We start from the raw sequence: 22,974 nt of genomic DNA on the forward strand, positions 1-22,974 counted from the left end.
TCACAGGGGCACCTCCAGGAGGGCGCCGTCGAGCGGCCCGGCCGCGCCGCCGAGCGGGCGGGACGCGGTGGTCACGACGAGCCGGCCGTCCGCGAAGGCGCAGCTCGTCGGGTGCGAGACCGGCAGCGGGACGCGGCGGCGGAGCCGGCCGTCGGGGGCGTGGGCGAGCAGGCACGACCCGCCCCACATCGCCACCCAGACGTCGCCGTCGGGGGCGACGGCCAGGCCGTCGGGCTCGCCGCCGGTCGCGGCGAACACTCGGCGGCCGGACAGGGCGCCGTCGCGGACGTCGAACACGTCGACGCGGCCGGTCGGGGTGTCGACGTAGTAGAGCAGCGAGCCGTCCGGGGAGAACCGGATCCCGTTGGAGATCGTCACCCCGGTCACGACCGGCTCCGGGACGCCGCCCGGCTCGATCCGGTAGAGCGCACCGCGGCCGGGCTCGGCCTTCGTGCCGATCCAGATGCGTCCGGCGGCGTCCACGACCCCGTCGTTGAGCCGCTCGCCCGGCGCGCCGGGCACCGAGTGCTCGACCGTCCGCGAGCGGAGCCGGACGAGGCCGGTCCCCTGCGCGACCAGCGGCTCCCCGCCGTCCAGCGGCCACGCGAACGACACCGGCGGGCCGACGTCCACGGTCTCGGTGGCACCGGAACCGAGGTCGGTGCGGTGCACCAGGCCGCCCGGGACGTCCACCCACAGCAGCCGCCCGCCGTCCCAGACGGGGCTCTCGCCGACGAGGGCGCGCACGTCCCCGATCGCTTCGATCCGTTCCGTCATCGCCGCAGCAGCCCCTTGCCGAGCCCGTCGGCGACGAGGTTGAAGCCGACCACCAGCAGCGTCACCGCGATCATGGGGCCGATCGCGTACGCCGGGTTGGCGTTGAGGAACGAGGCGCTGGAGCGCAGCAGCGAGCCGAGCGACGGCGCCGGGGGCCGCACGCCGATGCCGACGAAGCTCATCGCGCCCTCGACGAACACCGCGAGCGACAGCGACAGCGCGGCCTGCACGATCAGCGCGTCCAGGCCGTTGGGCAGGATGTGGCGCAGCAGCAGCCGCCCCGGCCCGACGCCGGCGATCGTCGCGGCGACGGCGTAGTCGCGGTCCCGTTCGGTCATGACCGCGTCCCGCGCGATGCGCCCGAACAGCGGGACGTTCACCCCGGCGACGGTGATCAGGACGGCGGTGGTGCCGGGACCGGCGATCGCCGCGACCGTCACCCCGAGGATCAGCGCGGTGAACGCCAGCGCGACGTCGAAGAACCGCTGCAGGACCAGGTCGACGACGCGGTGCGCTCCGCACAGCACGCCGAGCGCGGTGCCGGTCACCGCGCCGATCGGCACCGCGACCAGCGTGACGAGGACGTCCGTCCGGATGCCGTACAGCACCCGCGAGAAGATGTCGCGGCCGAACTCGTCGGTGCCGAGCAGGTGGCCGCCGCCCGCCTTGAGCAGCGCGTGCGCGCTCTGCGCCTCCGGGTCGTACCCGGTGAGCAGCGGCGCGGCGAGCCCCGCCAGGTACAGCAGGCCGACGATGGCGAGGCCGATCCGGGCGGACGGGGTCGCGAGGCCCCGCCGCATCACGCCCCGCCCGGCGGCGCCCTTCTTCACAGGGGCCCGTTCGGGGGTTTCCATCACGCCCTGGGTCATGACGCCTCCAGCCGTCGGCGCGGGTCGAGAGCGGCGTGCGCGAGGTCCGTGAGCGTCTGCAGCACGACGAACACCGCGACCGCGAGCAGCAGCAGGTCCTGGACGAGCAGGTAGTCGCGGTTGAGCACGCCCTTGAGCAGCAGCTGGCCCACGCCCGGCCACGCGAAGATCGCCTCGACGACGATCGCGCCGCCGAGCAGCTGCCCGATCTGGATGCCGAGCAAGGTGACGACCGGCGGCAGCGCGTTCGGGATCACGTGCCGGACCAGGGTGCGGCGCCGGCTCAGCCCCTTGGCGACGCAGGTCCGGACGTAGTCCTCGTCCTGGACGCGGCGGATCGACGCGGTGAGGAACCGGGCGATCGTCGCGGCGGCGGGCAGCGCCAGGCACAGCGCCGGCATGATCAGGTACTGCCAGCCGATCGCGGGATCGGCCGGCAGCGCGACCCGCCCGCCGGCGGGCAGCAGCCGGATCGACACCGCGAACAGCAGCACCAGCAGCACGCCGGTGACGTAGGGCGGGACCGCGAACGCCAGCCCGGTGAAGCCGCTCGCGGCGCCCCGCATCCAGCGGTTCCGCGGCACCGCCGCGAGGATCCCCGCGGCGCCGCCGATCACGATCGCGAGGACGAGCGCGCCGAGCGTCAGCTCGAGCGTCGCGCCGAGCCCGTTGCCGATGAGCCGCGAGATCGGCGCGCCGAGGATGTAGGAGTTCCCGAGGTCGCCGGTGAGCGTCCCGCCGAGCCAGCCGAGGTACTGCATCGGCAGCGGCCGGTCCAGGCCGAGGTTCTCCCGGACGTTCGCGATCGTCTGCGGCGTCGCGTCCGGTCCGGCCAGCACGACCGCGGGATCGCCGGGGGCGAGCCGCAGCACGAAGAAGACCAGGACGGACGCCACGGCCAGCACCAGCAGCGCGGACGGGACGCGGCGCAGGCTGTAGCGGATCATGCCGAGCCCAGCTCCGCACCGTCGAGGTCGATGTAGTCGAACATCGAGTAGGACAGGCCCTTCACGCGCTTCGACACGGTGTAGGTGTGCGCGCTGACCACCAGGTCGCTGACGAACTGCTGGTCGAGCAGGAAGTCGTTGACCTTGCCGATGACCTCGGGGGACTGCTTCGTCCACAGGTCGTCGGCGAGCCCCCGGTACTCCGCGGACTCGAACCGCGAGGAGTTCTTCTCCGCGTTGAACGGGAACGCGCCCTTGATCAGCGTGGCCGGGCTGAGGTGGCCGAACCCGTGCCCGTTGACGAACAGGCCGGGCAGCCCGTCGCCGGTCAGCTTGGCCTGGAAGTCGGGGCCCTGCAGCGGCACGGCGGTCGCGTCCAGCCCGATCTCCTTCAGGTTGAACTGCACGATCTCGGCGATCTTGGCGTTGGTGCCGAGCGCGGCGTTGTACAGGATCTGGACCTTCGCGCCGTCCGCGCCGGCCTTGCCGATCAGCTCCTTGGCCTTGGCGACGTTCCGCGTGTAGGTCGCGGCCTTCGCCTTGTCGTAGGCGGGGGAGGTGGGCGACCAGGGCAGCGACGAGACGGTGCCGATGCCGCCGAGCACCTGGCCGAGGATCCGGTCGCGGTCCACGGCGAACGCGATGGCCTGCCGGACCTCCTTGCGGTCCAGCGGCTTGACGGTCACGTTGGACGCCACGTAGAACGCCGAGTCGTTCGCGTCGGAGGCCACGACGTGGAAGTCCGGGTCGCCCTTGATCGCGGCGGCGTCCAGCGGGGCCAGGTCGAGCGCGAGGTGCGTCTGGCCCGACCGCAGCGACGCGACCATCGACTGCGACTCGGTGATGATGTCGATCTGGACGCCGTCCAGCTTCACCGGCTTGAAGTACTTGTCGTTGCAGACGAGCTTGAGGCCCTGGCCCGGCGTGTAGGACTCGACCTTGAACGGCCCGGTCCCGACGAACTTCTTCCCGGTCATCAGGTCCTTGATCGACTCCCTGTCCGGGATGATCATGATCTCGAACAGGTCGAAGACGTTGCTGACCGGGTGCTCGAACTCGATCGTCACCTCGTGGTCGCCGTTCCTGGTGACCTTCGAGACGGCCTGCGCGACGTGCTTGAGCTGCGACGCGACCGTCGGCTGCTTGAGGTTGTCCAGCGCGAACACCACGTCGTCGGCGGTGAACGGGCGGCCCGAGTGGAACACCACGTCGGTGCGCAGCCTCAGCGTGATCGACGTGTCCTTCTGCTCCCACGACCGCGCGAGCCCCGGCATCGGCTTCAACGTCCGGTGGTCGTACTCGGTCAGCGTGTTGAACACCGTCCGGCAGATCGACATGTTCGGGTTGTTCTGGCTGAACAGCGTCGACGGGGCGATGTCGGCGCCCTGCGCGATCCGCAGCACCTTCCTGCCGCCCGAGCCGCCCGAGGCGGCCTGGTCGACGGCCGACGAGCAGCCCGGCAGCGCGGTCGCGGCGACACCGAGGCCCAGCGCGCCGAGGAAGGCGCGACGGTTCATGTGGGGGTTCATGGAGCGCTCCAGACGAGGGTCACACGGGGGTGGGTGGGATCGAGGTCCAGGCCGGCGCCGGGACCGTCGGGCAGATGAAGGAGGCCGTCGCGGAGCCGTTCGGCCGGACGCGCGACCCCGGGCCGCCAGTCCGCCTCGCCGAACATGTACTCCAGGACGCCGGGGACGACCCCGGTGAGATGCGCGCTGAACGCGGTCGCCACCGGGCCGCTCGGATTGTGGAACGACACCTCGGCCCCGCCGTCGGCCGCCGCCCGCGCCAGCTCCAGCGCGGCCCGCACGCCGCCCGCGTGCTTGACGTCCGGCATGACCACGTCGAGCAGGCCGCCCGCGGCGCGCACCTCCCCGGCCGCGGCGGCGAACTCGCCGCCCGCCAGCCGCAGCGGCCACAGCGCGCGCAGCCGCCGCAGCCCCGGCAGGTCGCCGATGCCGGCCGCGTCCTCCAGCCAGGCCGGACGCAGCGCCGCCAGCTCGCCGAGCACCGGTTCGAGATCGTCCAGCGGCAGCCGCTCGTGGCAGTCGATCATGATCTCGACGTCCGGGCCGACCGCCGCGCGCACCGCCCGGACCCGGGCCAGGCCCAGCTCGGGCAGCGACCGGTCGCCCGGCACGTCGAACGGCGCGAGCTTCACCCGCGAGAACCCGGCGGCGACGGCCGCGCGCGCCGTCGCGGCCACCTCCCCGGGCTCCCGGCCGCCCGGGACGCGGTTCAGGTTCGCGTACACGGGGACGGGACCGGGATCGCTGCCGCCCAGCCACTTCCACAGCGGCACACCGGCGCGCCGCGCCGCCAGGTCGCAGCGCGCCTGCTCGATCGCGCCCCGCACGGTGGTGGACAGGAACGAGCCCGGATCCGGGTCCTCGCCTCGCGCCAGCGCCGCCAGCCGGCCGGCGATCGCCTCCGGCGTCCCGCCGTCGGAGCACTCGCCCCAGCCGGTGAGGCCCGCCTCGTCCAGGCGCAGGACCATCCAGTCGGTGCGCGGCGACACGTCCACCCGGTACAGCCGCATCACGCGAGCACCCCGAGCGGGTCGGTCAGCACGTCCGCCAGCACCGGCGCCGCGGCCGCGACCACCAGGGCCCCGGCGCCCAGCGCCGTCGCGCCGATCCGGCCCTCCACATCGCGCCCGCGCCGCGCGCACCGGGCGGCCTCCGCGCGCAGGTCGTCGAGGTACTCCTCGGCCTGGACGACCCCGCCCGCCAGCACCACCCGGCTCGGGTTCACCAGGTCGATCACGGTCCCCAGCGCCCGCCCGACCATCACGGCCCGGTCCCGCAGCAGCGCGCGCATGTCCTCCCGGCCGTCCCTGGCGGCGGCGATGACCGGTTCGAGCGCCGGCTCGCCGCCGGCCGCGGCCAGCACCGCCGCGTCGCTGGCCACGGCGATCAGGCAGCCGGTCCGGCCGCATCCGCACTCGACACCGGACTCGGGCGCCACCTGCAGATGGTCGATGCCGCCCGCCGCCGAGCCGGGACCGCTGTGGATCTTCCGGTTGAGCACGATCGCGGCGTCCACCACCTGCCCGACGAACACCAGCACCAGGTCGTCGGCCTCCCGCCCCGCCCCGAACCACAGTTCGGCCTCGGCGGTGGCGCGCACGTGCTGCTCCACCCGGACCGGGCCCGGCAGCCGCCCGTCCAGCAGCGCCCGCAGCGGCACGTCCGTCCAGCCGAGCGGCCGGTGCTCGACGACCGTCCCGCCATCGACCCAGCCGCCGATGCTGACACCGCAGCCCAGCACGCGGCCGGCACCGCCGTTGCCGGCGAGGAACGCGGCCACGCCTTCGGCCGCCTGCCCGACGATGCCCTCGGGGGAGAGGTCCTTGTGCGGCAGCGCCGTCTGCGCGAGCGGGCCGCCGTCCAGCGCCACCAGCCCGAGCGTCGTGCGCATCAGCCCGATGTGGACGCCGAGGACGACCCGCCTGCTGCGCTCGATCCGCACCGGAATGCTCGGCCGGCCGAGGTCCGCCGGCTGCTGCGCGCCGCCCTCCGCCAGCAGGCCCGCCTCCATCAGGCTCGCGGTCAGCTTGGTGACGCTCGGCGCGGACAGGCCCGTCCGCCGCGCGATCTCCGCGCGCGAGGCCTGGCCCGCCCCCAGCACCGCCCGCATCACCGCCGACGCGTTCGCCCGCCGCATGCCCTCCGCGCGATTGCCGCTGGTGACCACGCCGATGCGGTCGCTCTCCAGATCCACGCCACCACTCCATCGATTTACTAAGTTTCCGAAACTTAATAAGTCGCCCCTGGTCGACGCAAGACCTCCCTCCATCACAGTCAAGTCACAACCACCCGCACCCACCGCCGACGGGGCGCGGACGGCATGTCCAGCACCGCCAAGGCGCATGCGGCGCCAGGGCTGGCCGCGAGTCGCTCGCAGGGCACAACCCGAGGGCACGCCCAGACCGCCGAGAAATCGTTCGCCGGCACAGGCGACGACCAAAAGCCCACCAAACTGAACCCCGACCGCATGACCCCCGCCACCCCCCAACTCGGCCCCGACGCCGTCCATCTCGCCGGCGCGTTGCAGCGCCGACAGACGACACCCCCACATCCGCTCGCACCGACCGTGCTCTGCGCCTCCTCGCGATTGCCGACGAGCCCAAACCCGCCCCCCACCTGCAGGCTCTCTGCCCTGCGCCGAGACACTCCGCCACCCCACCCACACCCGCCCGCTCGGCGCCTGTTCCGCAACGAGCCCCGACAAATTGCGGACCATGACCGCCCGGCCCGAGGAACCCTCCGAGGGCCCGGCCGCGATCTACGACGCGCTCCCACGATCACACCGCGAGCAGTTCAGGACCGAGTACGACCAGGCGCTGGACGCTGCGCACGACCTGGCGCGGTTCAAACAGGTCCGAACTCTGCTCCAGCCGTGGCGCCTACGAGCCATCGCCTACGCCCGTCCCGGCTACGAAGAGGCCATCCAGGACGCCCTACAAGGCCGCGAGGACGCCTTCGTCCGGTACACACCGCCGGGCTGGGAAGGCCAGGTGTGACCTACCGCTTCGACGGCTTCCACGGCCGCGCCCTGCACGGCTGAACGGGCTCCCCGAGCAGACCCGCAACGGCCGCTCGAACGTCTCCTCCAACTCCTGGAGTCCCCTTGGATGCCGTCCCGGAACGTCGGGCTCAGACGGCACTACGCCATGCGATCTTCGGCAAAGACAACCAGGGCATGCTGCCCCTCCTCGCCGACGGCAAGGCAGAGACCATCCGCATCATCGACATCCTCTAGGCCGGCTAGCGCCTGAGACATCTCGACGGCCCTCTCGTCGCGTGGTACCGCTCCCCACGACAGCCTCGGCCGTGCAGCGTGGCCGCAGTTCTTCCCCACCTTCATCCCCCCGGCCCCGACGAGGACCGCACGGACGAACGGACCACCCTCCGGGGCGCGGGGGCCAGGGAGCGGCGCAGCCCTCTTAGTTCGAGCTCGCTCAACCAACTCTCGCGCGGATCTCGTTGGCCTGTGCCCGAGCGGCCTCCGCCGCTGCGGCCGCTTGCTCCCGGTCCGATTCGAACAAGAGCCGCTGGGCCAACTCATCGAGTACATCCGCCATCTCGTCCCGCCACTCAGCGAACGCGAGGGACTGAGCCTCCGATGGTCGACGGGCACGCACCTCGCGTAGCCGCTTCAAGGAACGCTTGAGTTCCGCCGGGATGGTCACGGTCACCTTCAAAGTGGGTCTGAACCGATCGTAGGCGGCGGCGCGACCCCATGGGGACCGGCCGGAGCAGGGCCGGCGGACGCATCGCGATGCGCGGCCTGACGCGGCCGCCCGGTGACCGGCGCCCCCGCCGCACGTTCCGGCCGCCCAGGCGCGGGCCCGCACAGCGCCCCAAGCGCCGCCGCCCTTGATCCCGTTCCGCGTATGTTCGTGAACGGCGACAAACGGTGGCGTACGGCTGCGCATACGCGAAACCCCGGGGACCGGCGTTGTGCCAGGTCGACCGGGGTCTTGGTTGATCGTTTCTGGGTGCTCCCTGCAGGATTCGAACCTGCGCACACGGCTCCGGAGACCACCACCGAACAGCCTGTCTACCAGCGAGACATCGGGGCTTTGCCAGATTGTGGACGCAGATGGAACACAGGGGGCCGCTGAAAGCTCCTCCAGCGTGGCCGCGTGCAGCGCCCAGGGGTCTCATGCGATGCGCTGCACTGTGCTCTACCGCCACGCATGGGGAACGATTAAGCCCTCGGATCGCCTATGCCGAGATCGCTATGCCGCCCTTCTTGCGCGGAGCGGGAGTCCACCTGCTCCCCGGTGAGGAGACCACATCCGGACTAGGCCGTGCCCTGAGGAGCACCGTCTGATAGAAGAACACCCGGCGACTGGAAAATCGATGACAAGGGCGTAGTGATGCATGAAAATTTGAATGCAGGTTATGCCGCGATATGGGGAGCCTTTGGAGCGCTTGCTTATCAAACGCTATTTTTCCTCCAGAGAATGAATGCGGTTCTGGATAGACGTTCACAGGTCCGAAGTGAGAAGGGTGATGCGAAAATCGAGGGAAAAGGAGCCGACGGAAAAGGGGGTAATGAAGATGTAAGGCGAAACTCTGCTATTGAAACTAATGAGGATAGTGGAGTAAACGGCATTAGAGACAAAGCAACCTATAAGGAGTCAGTCAGAATTTTCGATATGGCGGATGCTGTTGTTGTGGTTATTAGGGTCACAATGGGTGCTGCTCTGGCTGCAGCCGGAGCATCGTTCGTGTCTATCGACAGACCGGTTATTGCCTTCGGTATTGGGGTGGTTAGTCCAGAGTTGTTGAGGCAATTTTCCTCGTTCAGTAAATTTGATAGCGACGGCATAAGGCCCTCGGTTGACGTCAACGTCCCGATAGATCGCCTAAAGGAGTTGGACGATATTCTCACGACTCGGGAGAGTCGGGCGCAGGGCGACGAAAGAATCAGCGAACTGGAGACGCGGCTTCTGGAGCTAAGTAGGGGACTTGATCGCGAAGTTGAGGCTCAGAGTCGCGAGTTGCGGCAGCAGCAGCTACTCATTGATATGTATGAGCAGGGGCTCCGAGATTCAAGAACGAGCTTTCGCGTAAGCATCCTAGGTGCTATAGCGGGCGCTCTAATAGTTTTCGCAGGTGTCGGTATGGGTGTCTTCAAGAATGGTTCCGACGGCCAAATGTATGCATCGATTGTCGCAACGCTAGCCGGAGCAACGATCGATATTGTTGCTGGTGTCTTCATTGTGCAATCAAGTCAAGCGAGGAAACATCTAGCTAGGCTAGTAGCGATGTTAAGACATGATCAGCAGGTTGGATGGCGAGTCGCGAAAGCACTTTCCATCGCCAGTTCCATAGGTGACTCGGGGAAGCAAGATGAACTCCATGAATGGATCGCGAAACAAGTGCTTAACATCGAGATTAGTACTGCTTTAGCCGATGGGGAGGCGCAACCTGACGATGCTAAAGCCGAGGAAAAATCTTCGACTGAGGGCGGCAGTGCGAACCTAGAACCGGGATCATCGAAATAACGTCTAGTCCACGCAGAACGGACGTCCAATGCTCTTGCGCGCCCGATGCGGCAATCCATCTTCCTCCGTTCGGTCAGCGGCGCGGATGTGGGCTATCTCGTGGTCGAAGGCCGGCGACGCCGAGCCAGGCGTGTGCGACCCAACGTGGCCTCCTTACCTGGACAGACGTCGGTAGTGTGTTGGACCACGTCCGGCAGACGTGGACTGCTCGCGTGTAGTGCGAGAAGCTTGTGGCATGGCCAAGCTGGCCATGACATCGAGCCGGTGGGAAGAACTCACGGCCCTGCTAAAAGATGAGCAGAGACTTCGTCGTGAGTACCCCAAGGTTGCTGAGTATCTGGACATGGCGGCAAACCTGGCAGGGCCGGTGACGATCACGTCGACGCTCAGTTCGACTTGCGATTCGTTCACTACATGACGGGTGGCAGCATCGTGAGCCGTAACCCGTACTGGGATATCGTTGAACCGCTCGTTAATGAGCATGACGGCCGCCTCGTGGTGAACGGTGGTCGGGCAGAAGGAAGCGCGCGACTCGCCTTCGCGCAGATGCTTTTGCAGGCAACCTACGCGTATGCGATCCCCGCCCCGCAAACCATCGAATGGATAGCGGACTTTTGTGACGACCTGCCGATTGTAGAGCTTGGGGGCGGGCGAGGGTATTGGGCTGCGCAGTTGGCGCACGCGGGGTTGACCGTTGATGTGTACGACTCAGAGCCGCCGGAAAAGGCTGCGAACGCTTCATTTCCTGAAGTAGCCGGACAGGCGGACGTTTGGCATCCTGTCAGGGGCCTGGCCAAGTTCGCTACTCGTACCCGGACGGCCATAGTGTCGAGGTGCTCCTGAAGATCTACGCCAAGGTCATCGCCGGTCAGGACCGCGTGTGGGAGGGACGCATAGACGACGCCTTGATGAACTGAGCCGTTGGGCGGCTGAATGCACTTGTTGGGCAAACTAGACGCCGACTCGCTATGTGTGGGTCGGCGCCTAGTCTCAGACTCGGAAGCCCGAGGTCCCTAGCTAGGCCAGTGCAACCATTGGGCCAGGCCGACTGCGGAACTGAGCACGGTTGCTACACCGACGACGGTGGCAGCTATCTTCGCCGCCACCCGTCCGGAGCGCGCCGCAGGCATGTCGGCCGCTGCATTTCGATCACGCTCGGCGTCGAAAGTGACGTTCACAGTGAAGGCGACCACCTGTGCCTCCTGGTCAATCTCGCGCGCGCTACCCTCGAAGGGCGTCATCATGTCTCCCGAGACTTGATGGCTCTAGGGCGGTTCCCTGTGCCAGCAGGGGAACCGCCCTCCTACGTTCTCAACGGTCTCGAATCAACCCGCTCAAAGTGTCAGCCGTGTGCTGACAGTCCTGCGATGCTTGCGTGATATGTCCAGCCGTGACGAGAGACTCCGAAACCTGGTGCTGATGCGAGCTGAGACGGCACTCGGCATGGCGAGCTACCTCCTAGGTGTTGCTGACCCATGCGAGGCAGCGGATCCCGGCGAGATCGTTATCGAGGCTGGCGTGATTCGGAGTCTGCAGAAGGATCTTTTGCAGTTAGAGGCTCTGACCTGCGCTTTGATGCAGGATGCGGGGATGTCTTGGGACGCGATCGCTAGCTACTACGGGGTGTCTCGCCAATCACTGCATCGAAGGCTTGCCGCTGCGTCCGACAAGGCCCTGCAGCAGGCCCAAGACGAGCCCGCGGTCGTAGAAGAGAACCTCAGAGAAGATCTAGGGCACGCTGTGACGATGGTGAAACATCTGGCGAGAAAGATCAGGCCCGAGATCGAACAGGCCGCTCAGGTTTGGCGAGAGCGAAGGCGGCAGCCCGGTTGGTGGCATCTGTAGGGCGGGCGGCGGTGATGCTGGAACACAGATGGAACGCGCGCCGTGGCATACGGCGTCTCGCGGTGGCATCTGATGTCTCATGGCCCGTGGACGACAAGGGCCGGTTTCCGCAGGTCAAGCGCGGAAACCGGCTGATCGTTTAGGGGTGCCCCCTGCAGGATTCGAACCTGCGCACACGGCTCCGGAGGCCGTTGCTCTATCCCCTGAGCTAAGGGGGCCCTTGCGTCGCGGTGCGGCGCGTGTTGGAAGGTTACCAGGGTTGGCGGGCTTGCGCGTACGTGGACGTTCGCCGTGCGTTCGGGGGTGGAGTCGACTAACTTCGAGGCCGTGACCGAGCCTCTGGGACGCGTGCTGGTCGTCGACGACGACGAGGTGATCCGGCAGCTCATCGCCGTGAACCTGCAGCTCGAGGGGTTCGAGGTGGCGACCGCGGTGGACGGCCAGGACTGCCTGGAGAAGGTGGCCGAGGTGCGGCCGGACGTGATCACCCTGGACGTGATGATGCCGCGGCTGGACGGGTGGGTGACGGCCGTCCGGCTCCGGGAGGACCCGGGGACCGCGCACATCAGGGTCGTGATGATCACGGCGCGGGCGCAGGAGCACGACGTGCGGCGCGGGCACGAGATCGGCGTGGACGCCTACGTGACGAAGCCGTTCGACCCGAACCAGCTGATCCAGACGGTGCGGAAACTCGCTGCGGTGTCCAGATAGTGGTCGGATAGTCTCACCAGGGTGACTCCGGCCGAGGTGAGCGATGCCCTTGTGGAGGCGGCGCGCGGTGCCGTCGCCGAGGGCGGGCGGGCCGTCGAGGTGCCCGACGAGGTGCTCGTCCTGGCGTGCGGGGCCGGGGTCTTCGAGAGTCCCGTGGCGCTGGTGCTGGGGTTGGAGCCGGAGGCGATCGCGAAGCGGGTCGGCGGGTCCGTCACCGGGCGCGGGTTCGTGCGGGTCGAGGTGCCGGCGGCGGACGTGGTGAAGGCCATCCTGCGGGATCCCGGTTACGGGACCGCGTGCGTTCCGCGGTTCGGGTGGGACGACCGGCCGAGGTCGTTCGAGAATCCGGGTTTTTCGGTGCGGTACGCGTATGCGCGGGCCTGCTGGACGGGGCGGTGGGCTCGGGATCTCGGGGTGGGGACCGGGGAACTGCGAACCCCGGAGCCCGCGGAGCTGCGGTTGGTGGGTGTGCTGGGCGAGGTGCCCGGGCGAGCGAAGCAGGCGGAGCGGGAAGGCGACGCCCGGCCGCTGGCGTTCTGTCTGGAGAGGGTCGCCGGGGCGTACCACGACGTCCATGAGCGGTGCCCGGCCGTGCCCCTGGGGGACGAGAAACCCGGGGCGGTGCACGCGGGACGCGCCGGGCTGGCGCGGGCCGTGCGCATCGCCCTCGGCAACGGCCTGAAGATGATCGGTGAGACCCCTAGAGAGCGGATATGAGTCGAGTTCACCCTGCCGGGCCCCGGCACGCTGACGTCCTGCCCGAAGACCACCCGGCGGGGCCGGCGGACGACCTGAACGCGCTGGACCCGCACGTGTGGCCGCGCGGCGCGACCCGCGCGGACGGCGTGCTGACGATCGGCGGCGTCGACGTGCGGGACCTGGCGAAGGAGTACGGCACGCCCCTGTACGTCTATGACGAGGAGGACGTGCGGTCCCGGGCGAGGGAGTACGCGGCGGCGTTCCACGACGGTGACGTGCATTACGCGGGCAAGGCGTTCCTGTGCACGGCGGTGGCGCGGTGGCTGAACGAGGAGGGCCTCGGGCTGGACGTGTGCAGCGGCGGCGAGCTGGCCGTGGCGCTGGCGGCGGGGTTCCCGACGGAGCGGATCACGCTGCACGGGAGCAACAAGGCGTCCTGGGAGCTGGAGCAGGCGCTGGAGGCCGGGGTCGGCCGGATCGTCGTGGACTCGTTCGAGGAGATCGCCCGGCTGGGGTACCTGGCGCAGGAGCGGGGCGTCCGGCCGAAGGTGATGGTGCGGGTCACGACGGGCGTCGAGGCGCACACGCACGAGTTCATCGCGACCGCGCACGACGACCAGAAGTTCGGGTTCTCCAGGAGCTCGGGGGCGGCGCTCGAGGCCGTGAGGCGGGTGCTGGCGCTCAAGCAGCTGGAGCTGGTGGGGCTGCACAGCCACATCGGGTCGCAGATCTTCGACGTGGACGGGTTCGAGGTCGCGGCGCACCGGCTGGCGGAGCTGCTGGTGGCGATCCGCGACGAGCACGGGATCGAGCTGCCGGAGCTGGACCTCGGCGGCGGCTACGGGATCGCGTACCTGCCGGGGGAGGAGCCGCACGACCCGAAGTCGATGGCGGACGGCCTCCGGGAGATCGTCGCGCACGAGTGCCGGGCGTACGGGCTGGCGATGCCGCGGCTGACGGTGGAGCCGGGACGGGCGATCATCGGCCCGGGCGGCGTGACGCTGTACGAGGTCGGCACGGTGAAGGACGTCGAGGGGCTGCGGACGTACGTGTCCGTGGACGGCGGGATGAGCGACAACCTGCGGACCGCGCTGTACGGCGCGGAGTACACCGGCGCGCTCGCGAGCCGGTCGTCCGACGCATCCCCCATGCTCAGTAGGCTTGTCGGCAAGCACTGCGAAAGCGGGGACATCGTCGTGCGGGACCTGTGGTTCCCCGAAGATATTGCGGCGGGGGACCTGGTGGCGGTGGCCGCGACCGGTGCGTACTGTCGATCGATGGCCAGTAACTACAACCACGTCCCGAAGCCCGCCGTGGTGGCGGTGAAGGACGGCAGGTCGCGCGTGATCGTCCGCCGGGAGACCGCCGAGGACCTGCTGCGGCTGGATGCGGATGCGGAGGTCCGAGCGTGAAACCCGAACGTGGCCCGCTGCGGGTCGCGCTGCTGGGATGCGGCGTCGTCGGCAGCGAGGTCGTCCGGCTGCTGCGCGAGCAGGCCGACGATCTCGCGGCGCGGGTGGGGACGCCGCTGGAGCTGGCCGGGGTCGCGGTGCGGCGGCCCGAGCGGGTCCGCGCGGGCGTCGACCCGGAACTGGTCACGACGGACGCGCAGGGCCTGGTCACGCGGGACGACGTGGACATCGTCGTCGAGGTGATCGGCGGGATCGAGCCGGCCCGGACGCTGATGCTGGAGGCGATGAAGACCGGCAAGTCGGTCGTCACCGCGAACAAGGCGCTGCTGGCCGAGGACGGGGCGACGCTGTTCGCGGCGGCCCGCGAGTACGGCGCGGACCTGTACTACGAGGCGTCGGTGGCGGGCGCGATCCCGCTGCTGCGGCCGCTGCGGGAGTCGCTGGTCGGCGACCACGTGCACCGGGTGCTCGGCATCGTCAACGGCACGACGAACTACATCCTCGACCAGATGGACTCGAACGGCGCCGGGTTCAACGAGGCGCTGGAGGAGGCGCAGGCGCTCGGGTACGCGGAGGCGGACCCGACGGCGGACGTCGAGGGCTTCGACGCGGCGGCGAAGGCCGCGATCCTGGCGCAGTTGGCGTTCCACACCCCGGTGACCGCGGCGGACGTGCACCGGGAGGGCATCACCGAGGTGTCCGCGGCGGACGTCGCGGGCGCCAAGGGCATGGACTGCGTGGTCAAGCTGCTGGCGATCTGCGAGCGGGTCCCCTCGGAGGACGGCCGCAACGGGCGCGGGGTGTCGGTGCGCGTGTACCCGGCGATGATCCCGCGGTCGCATCCGCTGGCGAGCGTCCGCGAGGCCTACAACGCGGTGTTCGTGGAGGCGGAGTCGGCGGGGTCGCTGATGTTCTACGGCGCGGGCGCGGGCGGCGCCCCGACGGCGTCGGCGGTGCTCGGCGACCTGGTCGCGGTGGCGCGCAACGTGGTCGGCGGCACGCCGGGCCCGGTCGAGGTGACGTACGCGAAGCTGCCGGTGCTGCCGATGGGCGAGACCGTCACCCGTTACTACATCCACCTGGACGTGACGGACGAGGCGGGCGTGCTCGCCGCCGTCGCCGCGGAGTTCGCGCGGCACGAGGTGTCGATCCAGGCCGTCCGGCAGGTGGGGCTGGGCGAGGAGGCGCAGCTCGTGGTGGTGACGCACCGGGCCCCGGACGCGGCGCTGTCGGCGGTCGTCGAGGGTCTGCGCGGGCTGGGCAGCGTCCGCGAGGTCGCGAGCGTCATGCGCGTCGAGGGCGAGGAGTGAGATCCCGGTAGAATCCGGGTCCACATTCGCAGGTCAGCCAAGGAGACACTGACGTGAACGGGAACGCCCGCGTGTGGCGCGGCCTCATCGAGGAATACCGCGACCGGCTTCCGGTGACGGACGCGACGCCCGTGGTGACGCTGCTGGAGGGCGGCACGCCGCTGGTGCCGGCCGTCCGGATCTCCCAGCTGACCGGCTGCGAGGTGCACCTGAAGGTCGAGGGCCTCAACCCGACGGGGTCGTTCAAGGACCGCGGGATGACGATGGCGATCAGCAAGGCGGCCGAGGACGGCGCCAAGGCGGTCATCTGCGCCTCGACCGGCAACACCTCCGCGTCGGCCGCGGCGTACGCGGTGCGGGCCGGGATGACGTGCGCGGTGCTCGTCCCCAACGGCAAGATCGCGATGGGGAAGCTGGCGCAGGCGCTGGTGCACGGCGCGCGGCTGCTGCAGGTGGACGGGAACTTCGACGACTGCCTGGAGCTGGCCCGGAAGCTGTCCGTCGACTATCCGGTGGCGCTGGTCAACTCCGTCAACAAGTACCGGCTGCAGGGGCAGAAGACCGCCGCGTTCGAGATCGTGGACGCGCTCGGCGACGCGCCCGACGTGCACTGCCTGCCCGTCGGCAACGCCGGCAACATCTCCGCGTACTGGATGGGCTACAAGGAGTACGCCGCCGACAAGGTCGCCGCGCAGACGCCCCGGATGCTCGGCTTCCAGGCGAGCGGCGCGGCGCCGTTCGTCAAGGGCGAGCCGGTGCTGAAGCCGCAGACGATCGCGACCGCGATCCGGATCGGCAACCCCGCGTCCTGGGACCTCGCGATCGCCGCCCGCGACGAGTCCGGCGGCGCGATCGACTCCGTCACCGACCGGCAGATCCTCGCCGCCTACCGGCTCCTCGCTCGGGAAGAGGGCGTGTTCGTGGAGCCGGCGTCCGCGGCGAGCGTCGCGGGCCTGCTCCAGGCCGCCGAGCGGGGCGTCGTGAAGCCCGGCTCGAAGGTCGTCTGCACGGTGACCGGCAACGGCCTCAAGGACCCCGACTGGGCGATCTCCGGCGCGCCGGCGCCGACCGTCGTCCGCGTCGACGCCCACGAGGCGGCCTCCGCGCTCGGCCTCACCTGATGGGGGCGCCGGAACGGTCCGTCCTGGTGCGGACGCCGGCGACGAGCGCGAACCTGGGGCCGGGCTTCGACTCGCTCGGCCTCGCGCTGTCGCTGTACGACGACGTCGAGGTGGCGCTGACCGGCGACGGGGTGTCCATCGAGGTGGACGGCGAGGGCGCCGAGGTCGCCGACCGCGGCGAGCGGCACCTGATCGTGAAGGTGCTGCGCCGGGCCTTCGAAGCGCTGGACGAACTCGCCGCGGCCGGACCCGGCCAACCGTCCGGCCAGCCGAAGGGCATCCGGCTGCGGTGCCGCAACCGCATCCCGCACAGCCGGGGGCTCGGCTCGTCGTCCGCGGCCATCGTCGCGGGGATCGTCGCGGCGCGCGCGCTGCACCCGCACGGCGACCTCATGGACGACGACGCCGCGCTGCGCCTCGCCACCGACATCGAGGGGCATCCCGACAACGTCGCGCCGTGCCTCGCCGGCGGCCTCACCATCGCCTGGACGACCCCGTCCGGTGCCCGGCTCGTCCGGCTGGAACCGCAGGTCAGGCAGGTCGTGGCGTTCGTGCCGGAGCAGCGGCTGGCGACCGAGCGGGCGCGCGGGCTGCTGCCCGGGACCGTCCCGCACGGCGACGCCGCGGCCAACGCCGGACGCGCCGCGCTGCTCGTCGCGGCGCTCACCGGCGGCCTCGGCGACGGGGTGCTGCTGGACGCGACGGAGGACCGGCTGCACCAGAATTACCGCGCCCCCGCGATGCCGGAGTCGGCGGAACTCGTCGAACGGCTGCGTTCCGCCGGAGTGCCCGCGGTGATTTCGGGGGCAGGACCCACTGTCCTGGCCTTCACAAACGCATCACGAGTTGATTCGATGGCTTCGCGAGTGGGTAATGGGTGGCACGAACACCCGTTGGACGTCGCGACCCGCGGCGCATGCGTCGTGCCCGGTGAACCCGGCCGCCGGACCTGACGCGGCGCCCGGACGGGCCGGCCCGCGGCCCGGGCCGCCGCGGCGCTCCGGCCGGTGCGGGTCCCCGCAGGATCCACCTAGGTAAAATGCGAAGACATCGACCTCTGGGGAATAGCAGTGTGCCCTGGTGATGTTAGGCTGATTGCCGCACCAGATGCCCCGTTCGGGGCAGCGTGCTCGTCAGCCGCGCGTCACCTGCCCGGCCCTCCGGCCGTGGCGGTCCCGCGTACCAGGCTCCCCGACACCGTGACATCCCGTTGTCAGGCATTCCAGCGAAACTACGGACGTGGCGGTAGCGGGGACACGTGCGAGCGAACCGTCCCGTCCACCATCTGGCTGTGCCCAGAAAATCGCCGATCCCGGCCCCATCGTGATCAGCGGAGCCCGACTCGGCGCCCCCGCCGGGCCGTATTACCGGGTTGACTGGCCGAACGCCGGCCGACGCCCGCTCCCTGGGAAGGACCCTTAGTGAGCGAATCCAGCGAACTCCTTACGGACGCATCCAGCACGGCACCCGCGGCCGACGCCGCCCAGAACGGCGCGGAGCCCGCCGCCCCCCGGCGCCGCCGGAGCGGCACGGGCCTGTCCGCCATGGTGCTGCCCGAGCTCAAGGCGCTCGCGTCCAGCCTCGGCATCACCGGCGTGACCGGGATGCGCAAGAGCCAGCTCATCGCGGCCATCCAGGAGAAGCAGGGCGGCGGCCAGGGGCAGGGCTCGGCGGGCGAGCAGGGAGCCGCTGCCAAGGCCGCCGCCGGGGCCGGCGCGGCCGACGCGGGCAAGGCCGCGCAGGACGCCGGCAAGGCCGAGACGGCCAAGGCCGAGCGCCCGCGCCGCACCCGCGCCGCGGCGAAGCGCGAGACGTCCGAGCAGGTCGCGATCCCCGAGACCGCGGCGGAGCAGCCCGCCGCCGACCGGCAGGCCGACAAGCAGGACGGCCGGCCGGAGAAGGCCGAGCGGCAGGGCGGCCGGCAGAGCGCGCGCACGGCGGACAAGCAGGACCGGGGGGCGTCCGAGGGCCGGGGCGACCGGCAGAACGACCGGCAGAACCGGGAGCCCGCCGCGGCCCAGGGCGGCGGCTCCGAGGACGGCGAGGCCCAGGGCGGCCGCGAGTCCGGGCGGGACGGCGGCCGCGAGGGCCGGGACGGGCGCGAGGGCGGGCGCCAGCGCCAGCGCGGCGGCCGCGACCGCGGCGAGGGCCGCGACCGGGGCGAGCGCGGTGAGCGCGGCGACCGGGGCGAGCGCGGCGACCGCGACGGCGGCGGCCGCGACGGCGGCGGCCGGCAGCGCGGCCAGAGCCAGGGCGGCGGCGGCCAGCACGACGACGACGAGGGCGGCCGGGGCCGGCGCGGGCGCCGGTTCCGCGAGCGCAACCGGGGCCGCGGCGGCCGCGAGCGCTACGAGGAGCCGGTGATCACCGAGGACGACGTCCTCATCCCGGTCGCGGGCATCCTCGACATCCTCGACAACTACGCGTTCGTCCGGACCACCGGCTACCTGCCCGGCCCGAACGACGTGTACGTCTCGCTGGCGCAGGTCCGCAAGAACGGCCTCCGCAAGGGCGACGTCATCACCGGCGCCGTCCGGCAGGCCCGCGAGGGCGAGCGGCGCGAGAAGTTCAACGCGCTCGTGCGGCTCGACACCGTCAACGGGATGGAGCCGGAGCAGGCCAAGGGCCGCGTCGACTTCACCAAGCTGACCCCGCTGTACCCGCAGGAGCGGCTGCGGCTGGAGTCCGACCCGGGCATCCTGACCACCCGGATCATCGACCTGGTGTCGCCGATCGGCAAGGGCCAGCGCGGCCTGATCGTGTCGCCGCCGAAGGCCGGCAAGACGATGGTGCTCCAGGCGATCGCGAACGCGATCACCAAGAACAACCCGGAGTGCCACCTGATGGTCGTCCTCGTGGACGAGCGTCCGGAAGAGGTCACCGACATGCAGCGGACGGTGAAGGGCGAGGTCATCCACTCGACCTTCGACCGTCCCGCGGAGGACCACACCACGGTCGCCGAGCTGGCGATCGAGCGCGCGAAGCGGCTCGTCGAGCTGGGCCACGACGTCGTCGTGCTGCTCGACTCGATCACCCGCCTCGGCCGGGCCTACAACCTGGCGGCGCCGGCGTCCGGCCGGATCCTGTCCGGTGGTGTCGACTCGACCGCGCTGTACCCGCCCAAGCGGTTCTTCGGCGCGGCCCGCAACATCGAGAACGGCGGCTCGCTGACGATCCTCGCCACCGCGCTGGTCGAGACCGGCTCCCGGATGGACGAGGTCATCTTCGAGGAGTTCAAGGGCACCGGCAACATGGAGCTGAAGCTCAACCGGTCGCTCGCGGACAAGCGGATCTTCCCGGCGGTGGACGTCGACCAGTCGTCCACCCGCAAGGAGGAGATCCTCATGGCGCCGGAGGAGCTGCGGGTCGTCTGGCAGCTGCGCCGGGTGCTGCACGCCCTCGACACCCAGCAGGCGCTGGAGCTCCTCATCGAGAAGATGAAGGAGACCAAGTCCAACGCCGAGTTCCTGCTGCAGGTGCAGAAGACGACGGTCTCCGACGACCGCTGATCCACGCGCCGCGACGCCCCCGCCCGGACCCCGGGCGGGGGCGTTCCGCGTTTCCGGGGCGCCGCCGCGCAGGGCGATGGTGGGGTTAGCCCCACCCCGATCCGGCGGGGACCTCCATGGTGGCCGGGCGTCCCGGAAGGCAGGCTTGCACCGTAGGTTGGAACGGGCGTGGAGGGACGACGTGGGCGAGCTGAGCAGGGACATCGGGGCCGCCGGTGGCGGCGCGACGCGGGCGGGCCGCGCGGTGTCGGTCATGGACGGCCCGTGGCATCCCGCGGCGATGGCCCGGTCCGCGGTGACCTGGACGTCCGCGCTGTACCTGGCGGTGAGTTTCGCGTTCGGGCTCACCTGGTTCGTCGTGCTGGTCGCCGGCCTCGCGGTGTCGCTCGGCACGCTGATCATCTGGGTGGGGTTCCCGCTGCTGGCGCTGCTGATGGTGGCGTGGCGGTGCGGCGCGCGGCTGGAGCGCCGGCTCGTCCGCGCCGCGTTCGGCGTCGCCGTCCCGGACCCGTACCGGCCGCGGCCGGAGAGCCGCAACCCGTTCGCCCGGGTGAAGGCGATGGCGGCCGACCCCGCCACCTGGAAGGACCTCGTCTACCTCGGGCTGCTGTTCCCCCTCACGCTGGTCGAGTTCGTGGTGTCGGTCGCGCTGTGGGGGCTGACGGGCACCCTGCTGTTCATGCCGCTGATCGTGCTGGTCGGCGGCGGCATGGAGATCAACCTCGGATGGGTGACGTACTGGTCCGGGAACCCGGTCGAGGCGCTCCCTGTGTCGCTGGCGGGGCTGGTCGTCCTCGCGGGCGCGCTGTACGTGACGCGGGGCATGGCGATCGCGCACGGGGCGTGGGCGCGGCTGATGCTCGGCCCGAACGCGTCCCAGGCGGAGAACCTGGAGCTGCGGGAGCGGACCGCGCACCTGCGGGCCAGCCGGGCGCGCGGCGTCGACGCCGCCGAGTTCGAGCGCCGCCGCATCGAGCGGGACCTGCACGACGGCGCGCAGCAGCGGCTGCTGGCCGTCGCGATGGACATCGGCCGGGCCCGCGCGAAGCTCGACGAGGACCCGGAGGGCGCCCGGGCGCTGATCGAGCAGGCGCACGCCGGCACCAAGGAGGCCATCACCGAGCTGCGCGACCTCGCCCGCGGCATCTACCCGGCGATCCTCACCGACCGCGGCCTCGACCCGGCGCTGTCCGGGCTCGCGGGCCGGGCGCCCGTCCCCGTCGAGGTCGACGTCGACCTGCCGGACCGGCCGCCGGCCGCGGTGGAGAGCATCGCCTACTTCATCGTCGCCGAGGCGCTCGCCAACATCGCCAAGTACGCGCGGGCGACCCGCGCGTCCGTCCGGGTCGCCCGCGAGGACCGCTGGGTCGTCGTCGAGGTGACCGACAACGGCGTCGGCGGCGCGGTGGCGCGGGCCGGCGGCGGCCTGTCCGGGCTGGCCGACCGGGCCGCCACCATCGACGGGATGCTCATCGTGGACAGCCCGCCCGGCGGCCCCACGATCGTCCGGGCGGACCTGCCCTGCACCTGGTGACCCCCTGACGGCACCCGGCGGCGCGGCCCGGCGCCGCCCGCGAGGCCCGATAATGGGCGCATGCGGGTAGTGATCGCCGAGGACTCGGTGCTGTTGCGCGAAGGGCTCGTCCGGCTGCTCGCGGACGCGGCGATCGAGACGGTCGCGACGGTCGGGGACGGCCCCGGGCTGCTCGGCATCGTCGAGGAGCACGAGCCGGATCTCGCCATCGTGGACGTGCGGATGCCGCCGTCGTTCACCGACGAGGGGCTGCGCGCGGCGCTCGCCGTCCGCGAGCGCAGGCCCGGCACGCCGATCCTCGTCCTGTCGCAGTACGTGGAGGAGCGGTACGCGACGGACCTGATCGGCGGCGGCGCCGAGGGCGTCGGCTACCTGCTGAAGGAGCGGGTGTCGGACGTCGCGGAGTTCATCGACGCGGTCCGCCGGATCGCCGCCGGCGGGACCGTCATCGACCCGGAGGTGATCGGGCAGCTGCTCGGCCGGCGCCGCGCCGACGACCCGCTGGAGGCGCTGACGCCGCGCGAGCGGGAGGTGCTGGGGCTGATGGCGCAGGGCCGCTCCAACGGCGCGATCGCCGAGGGCCTCGTCGTCACCGAGGGCGCGGTGGAGAAGCACATCTCCAACATCTTCGCCAAGCTGGACCTGCAGCCCGCGCAGGGCGGGCACCGCCGGGTGATGGCCGTGCTCGCCTACCTGGGCCGCGCCGACGCCTGACCCGGCCGATCGCGGCCCCTCCCGGCCCGGCCACGGTTCCGCCCCGGGCGGGCCCCGATCCAAGATCGGGAATGACCGATGACCTCGGCACGTTCGGGTATCTGGCACACTTGGAGTGCAACCGCTGCGGTACCGGTTCACGCCTCCCACATCTCCCATGGCGCCGTCACGTGGAAACGACCACGCGGAACGGCCGTGCGAGCGGGGGCGCCCGGCGACCGCCTCATGCGAGGAGAACCCATGAAGCCCGACATCCACCCGGACTACGTCGTCACGACCGTGACGTGCACGTGCGGCAACACCTTCGAGACCCGCAGCACCGCCGAGAACGGCGTGATCCACGCCGACGTGTGCTCGAACTGCCACCCGTTCTACACGGGCAAGCAGAAGATCCTCGACACCGGCGGCCGGGTGGCGCGCTTCGAGCAGCGCTTCGGCAAGAAGAAGGCCGGCAAGTAGCGCGAGCCGGCAGCGCAGAGCGCCGCACAGCGACCAGGGACGGCCC

24 protein-coding genes and 1 tRNA gene are annotated in these 22,974 nt (G+C 70.8%); 16 read left to right on the forward strand and 9 right to left on the reverse strand.

Translation table 11 applies throughout. From position 1 onward, the window contains the following. Genes AB0C78_RS28740 through AB0C78_RS28765 form a run of 6 tightly spaced genes read right to left on the reverse strand, consistent with a single transcriptional unit; the run spans position 1 to position 6,316 of the window. Positions 1-777: an SMP-30/gluconolactonase/LRE family protein gene (locus AB0C78_RS28740; protein ID WP_360753674.1), complete on the reverse strand. Its 777-nt coding sequence runs from the start codon at positions 775-777 to the stop codon at positions 1-3. Then, positions 774-1,646: an ABC transporter permease gene (locus AB0C78_RS28745; RefSeq protein WP_360753676.1), complete on the reverse strand. Its 873-nt coding sequence runs from the start codon at positions 1,644-1,646 to the stop codon at positions 774-776. The genes AB0C78_RS28740 and AB0C78_RS28745 overlap by 4 nt, the downstream gene beginning before the upstream one ends. Beyond that, complete coding sequence (locus AB0C78_RS28750; protein WP_360753679.1) at positions 1,643-2,593, reverse strand: ABC transporter permease; 951 nt, start codon at positions 2,591-2,593, stop codon at positions 1,643-1,645. The genes AB0C78_RS28745 and AB0C78_RS28750 overlap by 4 nt, the downstream gene beginning before the upstream one ends. After that, on the reverse strand, positions 2,590-4,110 hold the full coding sequence (locus AB0C78_RS28755) for an ABC transporter substrate-binding protein (RefSeq protein WP_360753681.1): 1,521 nt from the start codon (positions 4,108-4,110) through the stop codon (positions 2,590-2,592). Before AB0C78_RS28755 ends, AB0C78_RS28750 begins: the two co-directional genes overlap by 4 nt. 8 nt (positions 4,111-4,118) lie before the next feature. Beyond that, positions 4,119-5,132 carry an enolase C-terminal domain-like protein gene (locus AB0C78_RS28760; RefSeq protein ID WP_360753683.1) on the reverse strand — a complete coding sequence of 338 codons (1,014 nt, stop codon included), beginning with the start codon at positions 5,130-5,132 and terminating at the stop codon, positions 4,119-4,121. Beyond that, positions 5,132-6,316 carry an ROK family transcriptional regulator gene (locus AB0C78_RS28765; protein ID WP_360753686.1) on the reverse strand — a complete coding sequence of 395 codons (1,185 nt, stop codon included), beginning with the start codon at positions 6,314-6,316 and terminating at the stop codon, positions 5,132-5,134. The genes AB0C78_RS28760 and AB0C78_RS28765 overlap by 1 nt, the downstream gene beginning before the upstream one ends. 520 nt (positions 6,317-6,836) lie before the next feature. Here AB0C78_RS28765 and AB0C78_RS28770 point away from each other — a divergent pair. Continuing rightward, positions 6,837-7,118: a DUF6247 family protein gene (locus AB0C78_RS28770; RefSeq protein ID WP_360753689.1), complete on the forward strand. Its 282-nt coding sequence runs from the start codon at positions 6,837-6,839 to the stop codon at positions 7,116-7,118. Between the two features lie 107 nt (positions 7,119-7,225). Then, the gene (locus tag AB0C78_RS28775; protein ID WP_360753691.1) at positions 7,226-7,357 is read left to right on the forward strand and encodes a hypothetical protein; all 132 of its coding nucleotides are present in this window, start codon (positions 7,226-7,228) and stop codon (positions 7,355-7,357) included. A gap of 199 nt (positions 7,358-7,556) precedes the next feature. Here the strand turns inward: AB0C78_RS28775 and AB0C78_RS28780 are convergent, their stop codons facing one another. After that, entirely contained in the window at positions 7,557-7,793 is a 237-nt protein-coding gene (locus tag AB0C78_RS28780) for a hypothetical protein (RefSeq protein WP_360753693.1), read from the reverse strand. 687 nt (positions 7,794-8,480) lie between these two features. Here AB0C78_RS28780 and AB0C78_RS28785 point away from each other — a divergent pair. From AB0C78_RS28785 to AB0C78_RS28795, 3 genes are all read left to right on the forward strand, one after another. After that, complete coding sequence (locus tag AB0C78_RS28785) at positions 8,481-9,614, forward strand: hypothetical protein (protein ID WP_360753695.1); 1,134 nt, start codon at positions 8,481-8,483, stop codon at positions 9,612-9,614. A gap of 235 nt (positions 9,615-9,849) precedes the next feature. Then, the gene (locus tag AB0C78_RS28790) at positions 9,850-10,032 is read left to right on the forward strand and encodes a hypothetical protein (protein WP_360753698.1); all 183 of its coding nucleotides are present in this window, start codon (positions 9,850-9,852) and stop codon (positions 10,030-10,032) included. Further along, positions 10,029-10,457, forward strand: coding sequence for a hypothetical protein (locus AB0C78_RS28795; protein WP_360753701.1), 429 nt, complete (start codon positions 10,029-10,031; stop codon positions 10,455-10,457). The genes AB0C78_RS28790 and AB0C78_RS28795 overlap by 4 nt, the downstream gene beginning before the upstream one ends. Positions 10,458-10,627: 170 nt before the next feature. Here AB0C78_RS28795 and AB0C78_RS28800 read toward each other — a convergent pair whose 3' ends face one another. Beyond that, positions 10,628-10,855 carry a hypothetical protein gene (locus AB0C78_RS28800; protein WP_360753707.1) on the reverse strand — a complete coding sequence of 76 codons (228 nt, stop codon included), beginning with the start codon at positions 10,853-10,855 and terminating at the stop codon, positions 10,628-10,630. Positions 10,856-11,033: 178 nt separating this feature from the next. Here AB0C78_RS28800 and AB0C78_RS28805 point away from each other — a divergent pair, with 178 nt between their 5' ends. Beyond that, the gene (locus tag AB0C78_RS28805) at positions 11,034-11,459 is read left to right on the forward strand and encodes a hypothetical protein (protein WP_360753709.1); all 426 of its coding nucleotides are present in this window, start codon (positions 11,034-11,036) and stop codon (positions 11,457-11,459) included. A gap of 146 nt (positions 11,460-11,605) precedes the next feature. On the opposite strand, the gene AB0C78_RS28810 is transcribed toward AB0C78_RS28805, so the two are convergent. Then, positions 11,606-11,677: transfer RNA gene (locus AB0C78_RS28810), tRNA-Arg, on the reverse strand. Between the two features lie 130 nt (positions 11,678-11,807). On the opposite strand from AB0C78_RS28810, the gene AB0C78_RS28815 reads away from it, so the two are divergent. The 10 genes from AB0C78_RS28815 to rpmE all read left to right on the forward strand — a co-directional run bounded on the left by AB0C78_RS28815 (position 11,808) and on the right by rpmE (position 22,928). Beyond that, entirely contained in the window at positions 11,808-12,170 is a 363-nt protein-coding gene (locus AB0C78_RS28815; RefSeq protein ID WP_151541835.1) for a response regulator, read from the forward strand. A gap of 36 nt (positions 12,171-12,206) precedes the next feature. Then, a complete protein-coding gene (locus AB0C78_RS28820; RefSeq protein ID WP_360753711.1) occupies positions 12,207-12,887 on the forward strand; it encodes a DALR anticodon-binding domain-containing protein in 681 nt (226 codons plus the stop codon). Further along, on the forward strand, positions 12,884-14,281 hold the full coding sequence (gene lysA, locus AB0C78_RS28825) for a diaminopimelate decarboxylase (protein ID WP_360753714.1): 1,398 nt from the start codon (positions 12,884-12,886) through the stop codon (positions 14,279-14,281). The genes AB0C78_RS28820 and lysA overlap by 4 nt, the downstream gene beginning before the upstream one ends. Next, complete coding sequence (locus AB0C78_RS28830) at positions 14,278-15,591, forward strand: homoserine dehydrogenase (RefSeq protein ID WP_360753716.1); 1,314 nt, start codon at positions 14,278-14,280, stop codon at positions 15,589-15,591. Before lysA ends, AB0C78_RS28830 begins: the two co-directional genes overlap by 4 nt. A gap of 53 nt (positions 15,592-15,644) precedes the next feature. Next, positions 15,645-16,712 carry a threonine synthase gene (gene thrC / locus AB0C78_RS28835; protein ID WP_360753719.1) on the forward strand — a complete coding sequence of 356 codons (1,068 nt, stop codon included), beginning with the start codon at positions 15,645-15,647 and terminating at the stop codon, positions 16,710-16,712. Beyond that, positions 16,712-17,665: a homoserine kinase gene (thrB, locus tag AB0C78_RS28840; protein WP_360753722.1), complete on the forward strand. Its 954-nt coding sequence runs from the start codon at positions 16,712-16,714 to the stop codon at positions 17,663-17,665. The genes thrC and thrB overlap by 1 nt, the downstream gene beginning before the upstream one ends. A 468-nt stretch (positions 17,666-18,133) precedes the next feature. Continuing rightward, positions 18,134-20,221, forward strand: a complete 2,088-nt coding sequence (rho, locus tag AB0C78_RS28845; RefSeq protein ID WP_360753724.1) for a transcription termination factor Rho — start codon at positions 18,134-18,136, stop codon at positions 20,219-20,221. 181 nt (positions 20,222-20,402) lie between these two features. Then, entirely contained in the window at positions 20,403-21,755 is a 1,353-nt protein-coding gene (locus AB0C78_RS28850; protein WP_360753726.1) for a sensor domain-containing protein, read from the forward strand. A gap of 60 nt (positions 21,756-21,815) precedes the next feature. Then, positions 21,816-22,469, forward strand: coding sequence for a response regulator transcription factor (locus AB0C78_RS28855; RefSeq protein ID WP_151544541.1), 654 nt, complete (start codon positions 21,816-21,818; stop codon positions 22,467-22,469). Between the two features lie 240 nt (positions 22,470-22,709). Further along, positions 22,710-22,928 carry a 50S ribosomal protein L31 gene (gene rpmE / locus AB0C78_RS28860; RefSeq protein ID WP_151544542.1) on the forward strand — a complete coding sequence of 73 codons (219 nt, stop codon included), beginning with the start codon at positions 22,710-22,712 and terminating at the stop codon, positions 22,926-22,928. Positions 22,929-22,974 lie beyond the last annotated feature (46 nt).

Origin of the sequence: Actinomadura sp. NPDC048394 (assembly GCF_040651755.1) — a bacterium.
Classification (GTDB): domain Bacteria; phylum Actinomycetota; class Actinomycetes; order Streptosporangiales; family Streptosporangiaceae; genus Spirillospora; species Spirillospora montaniterrae.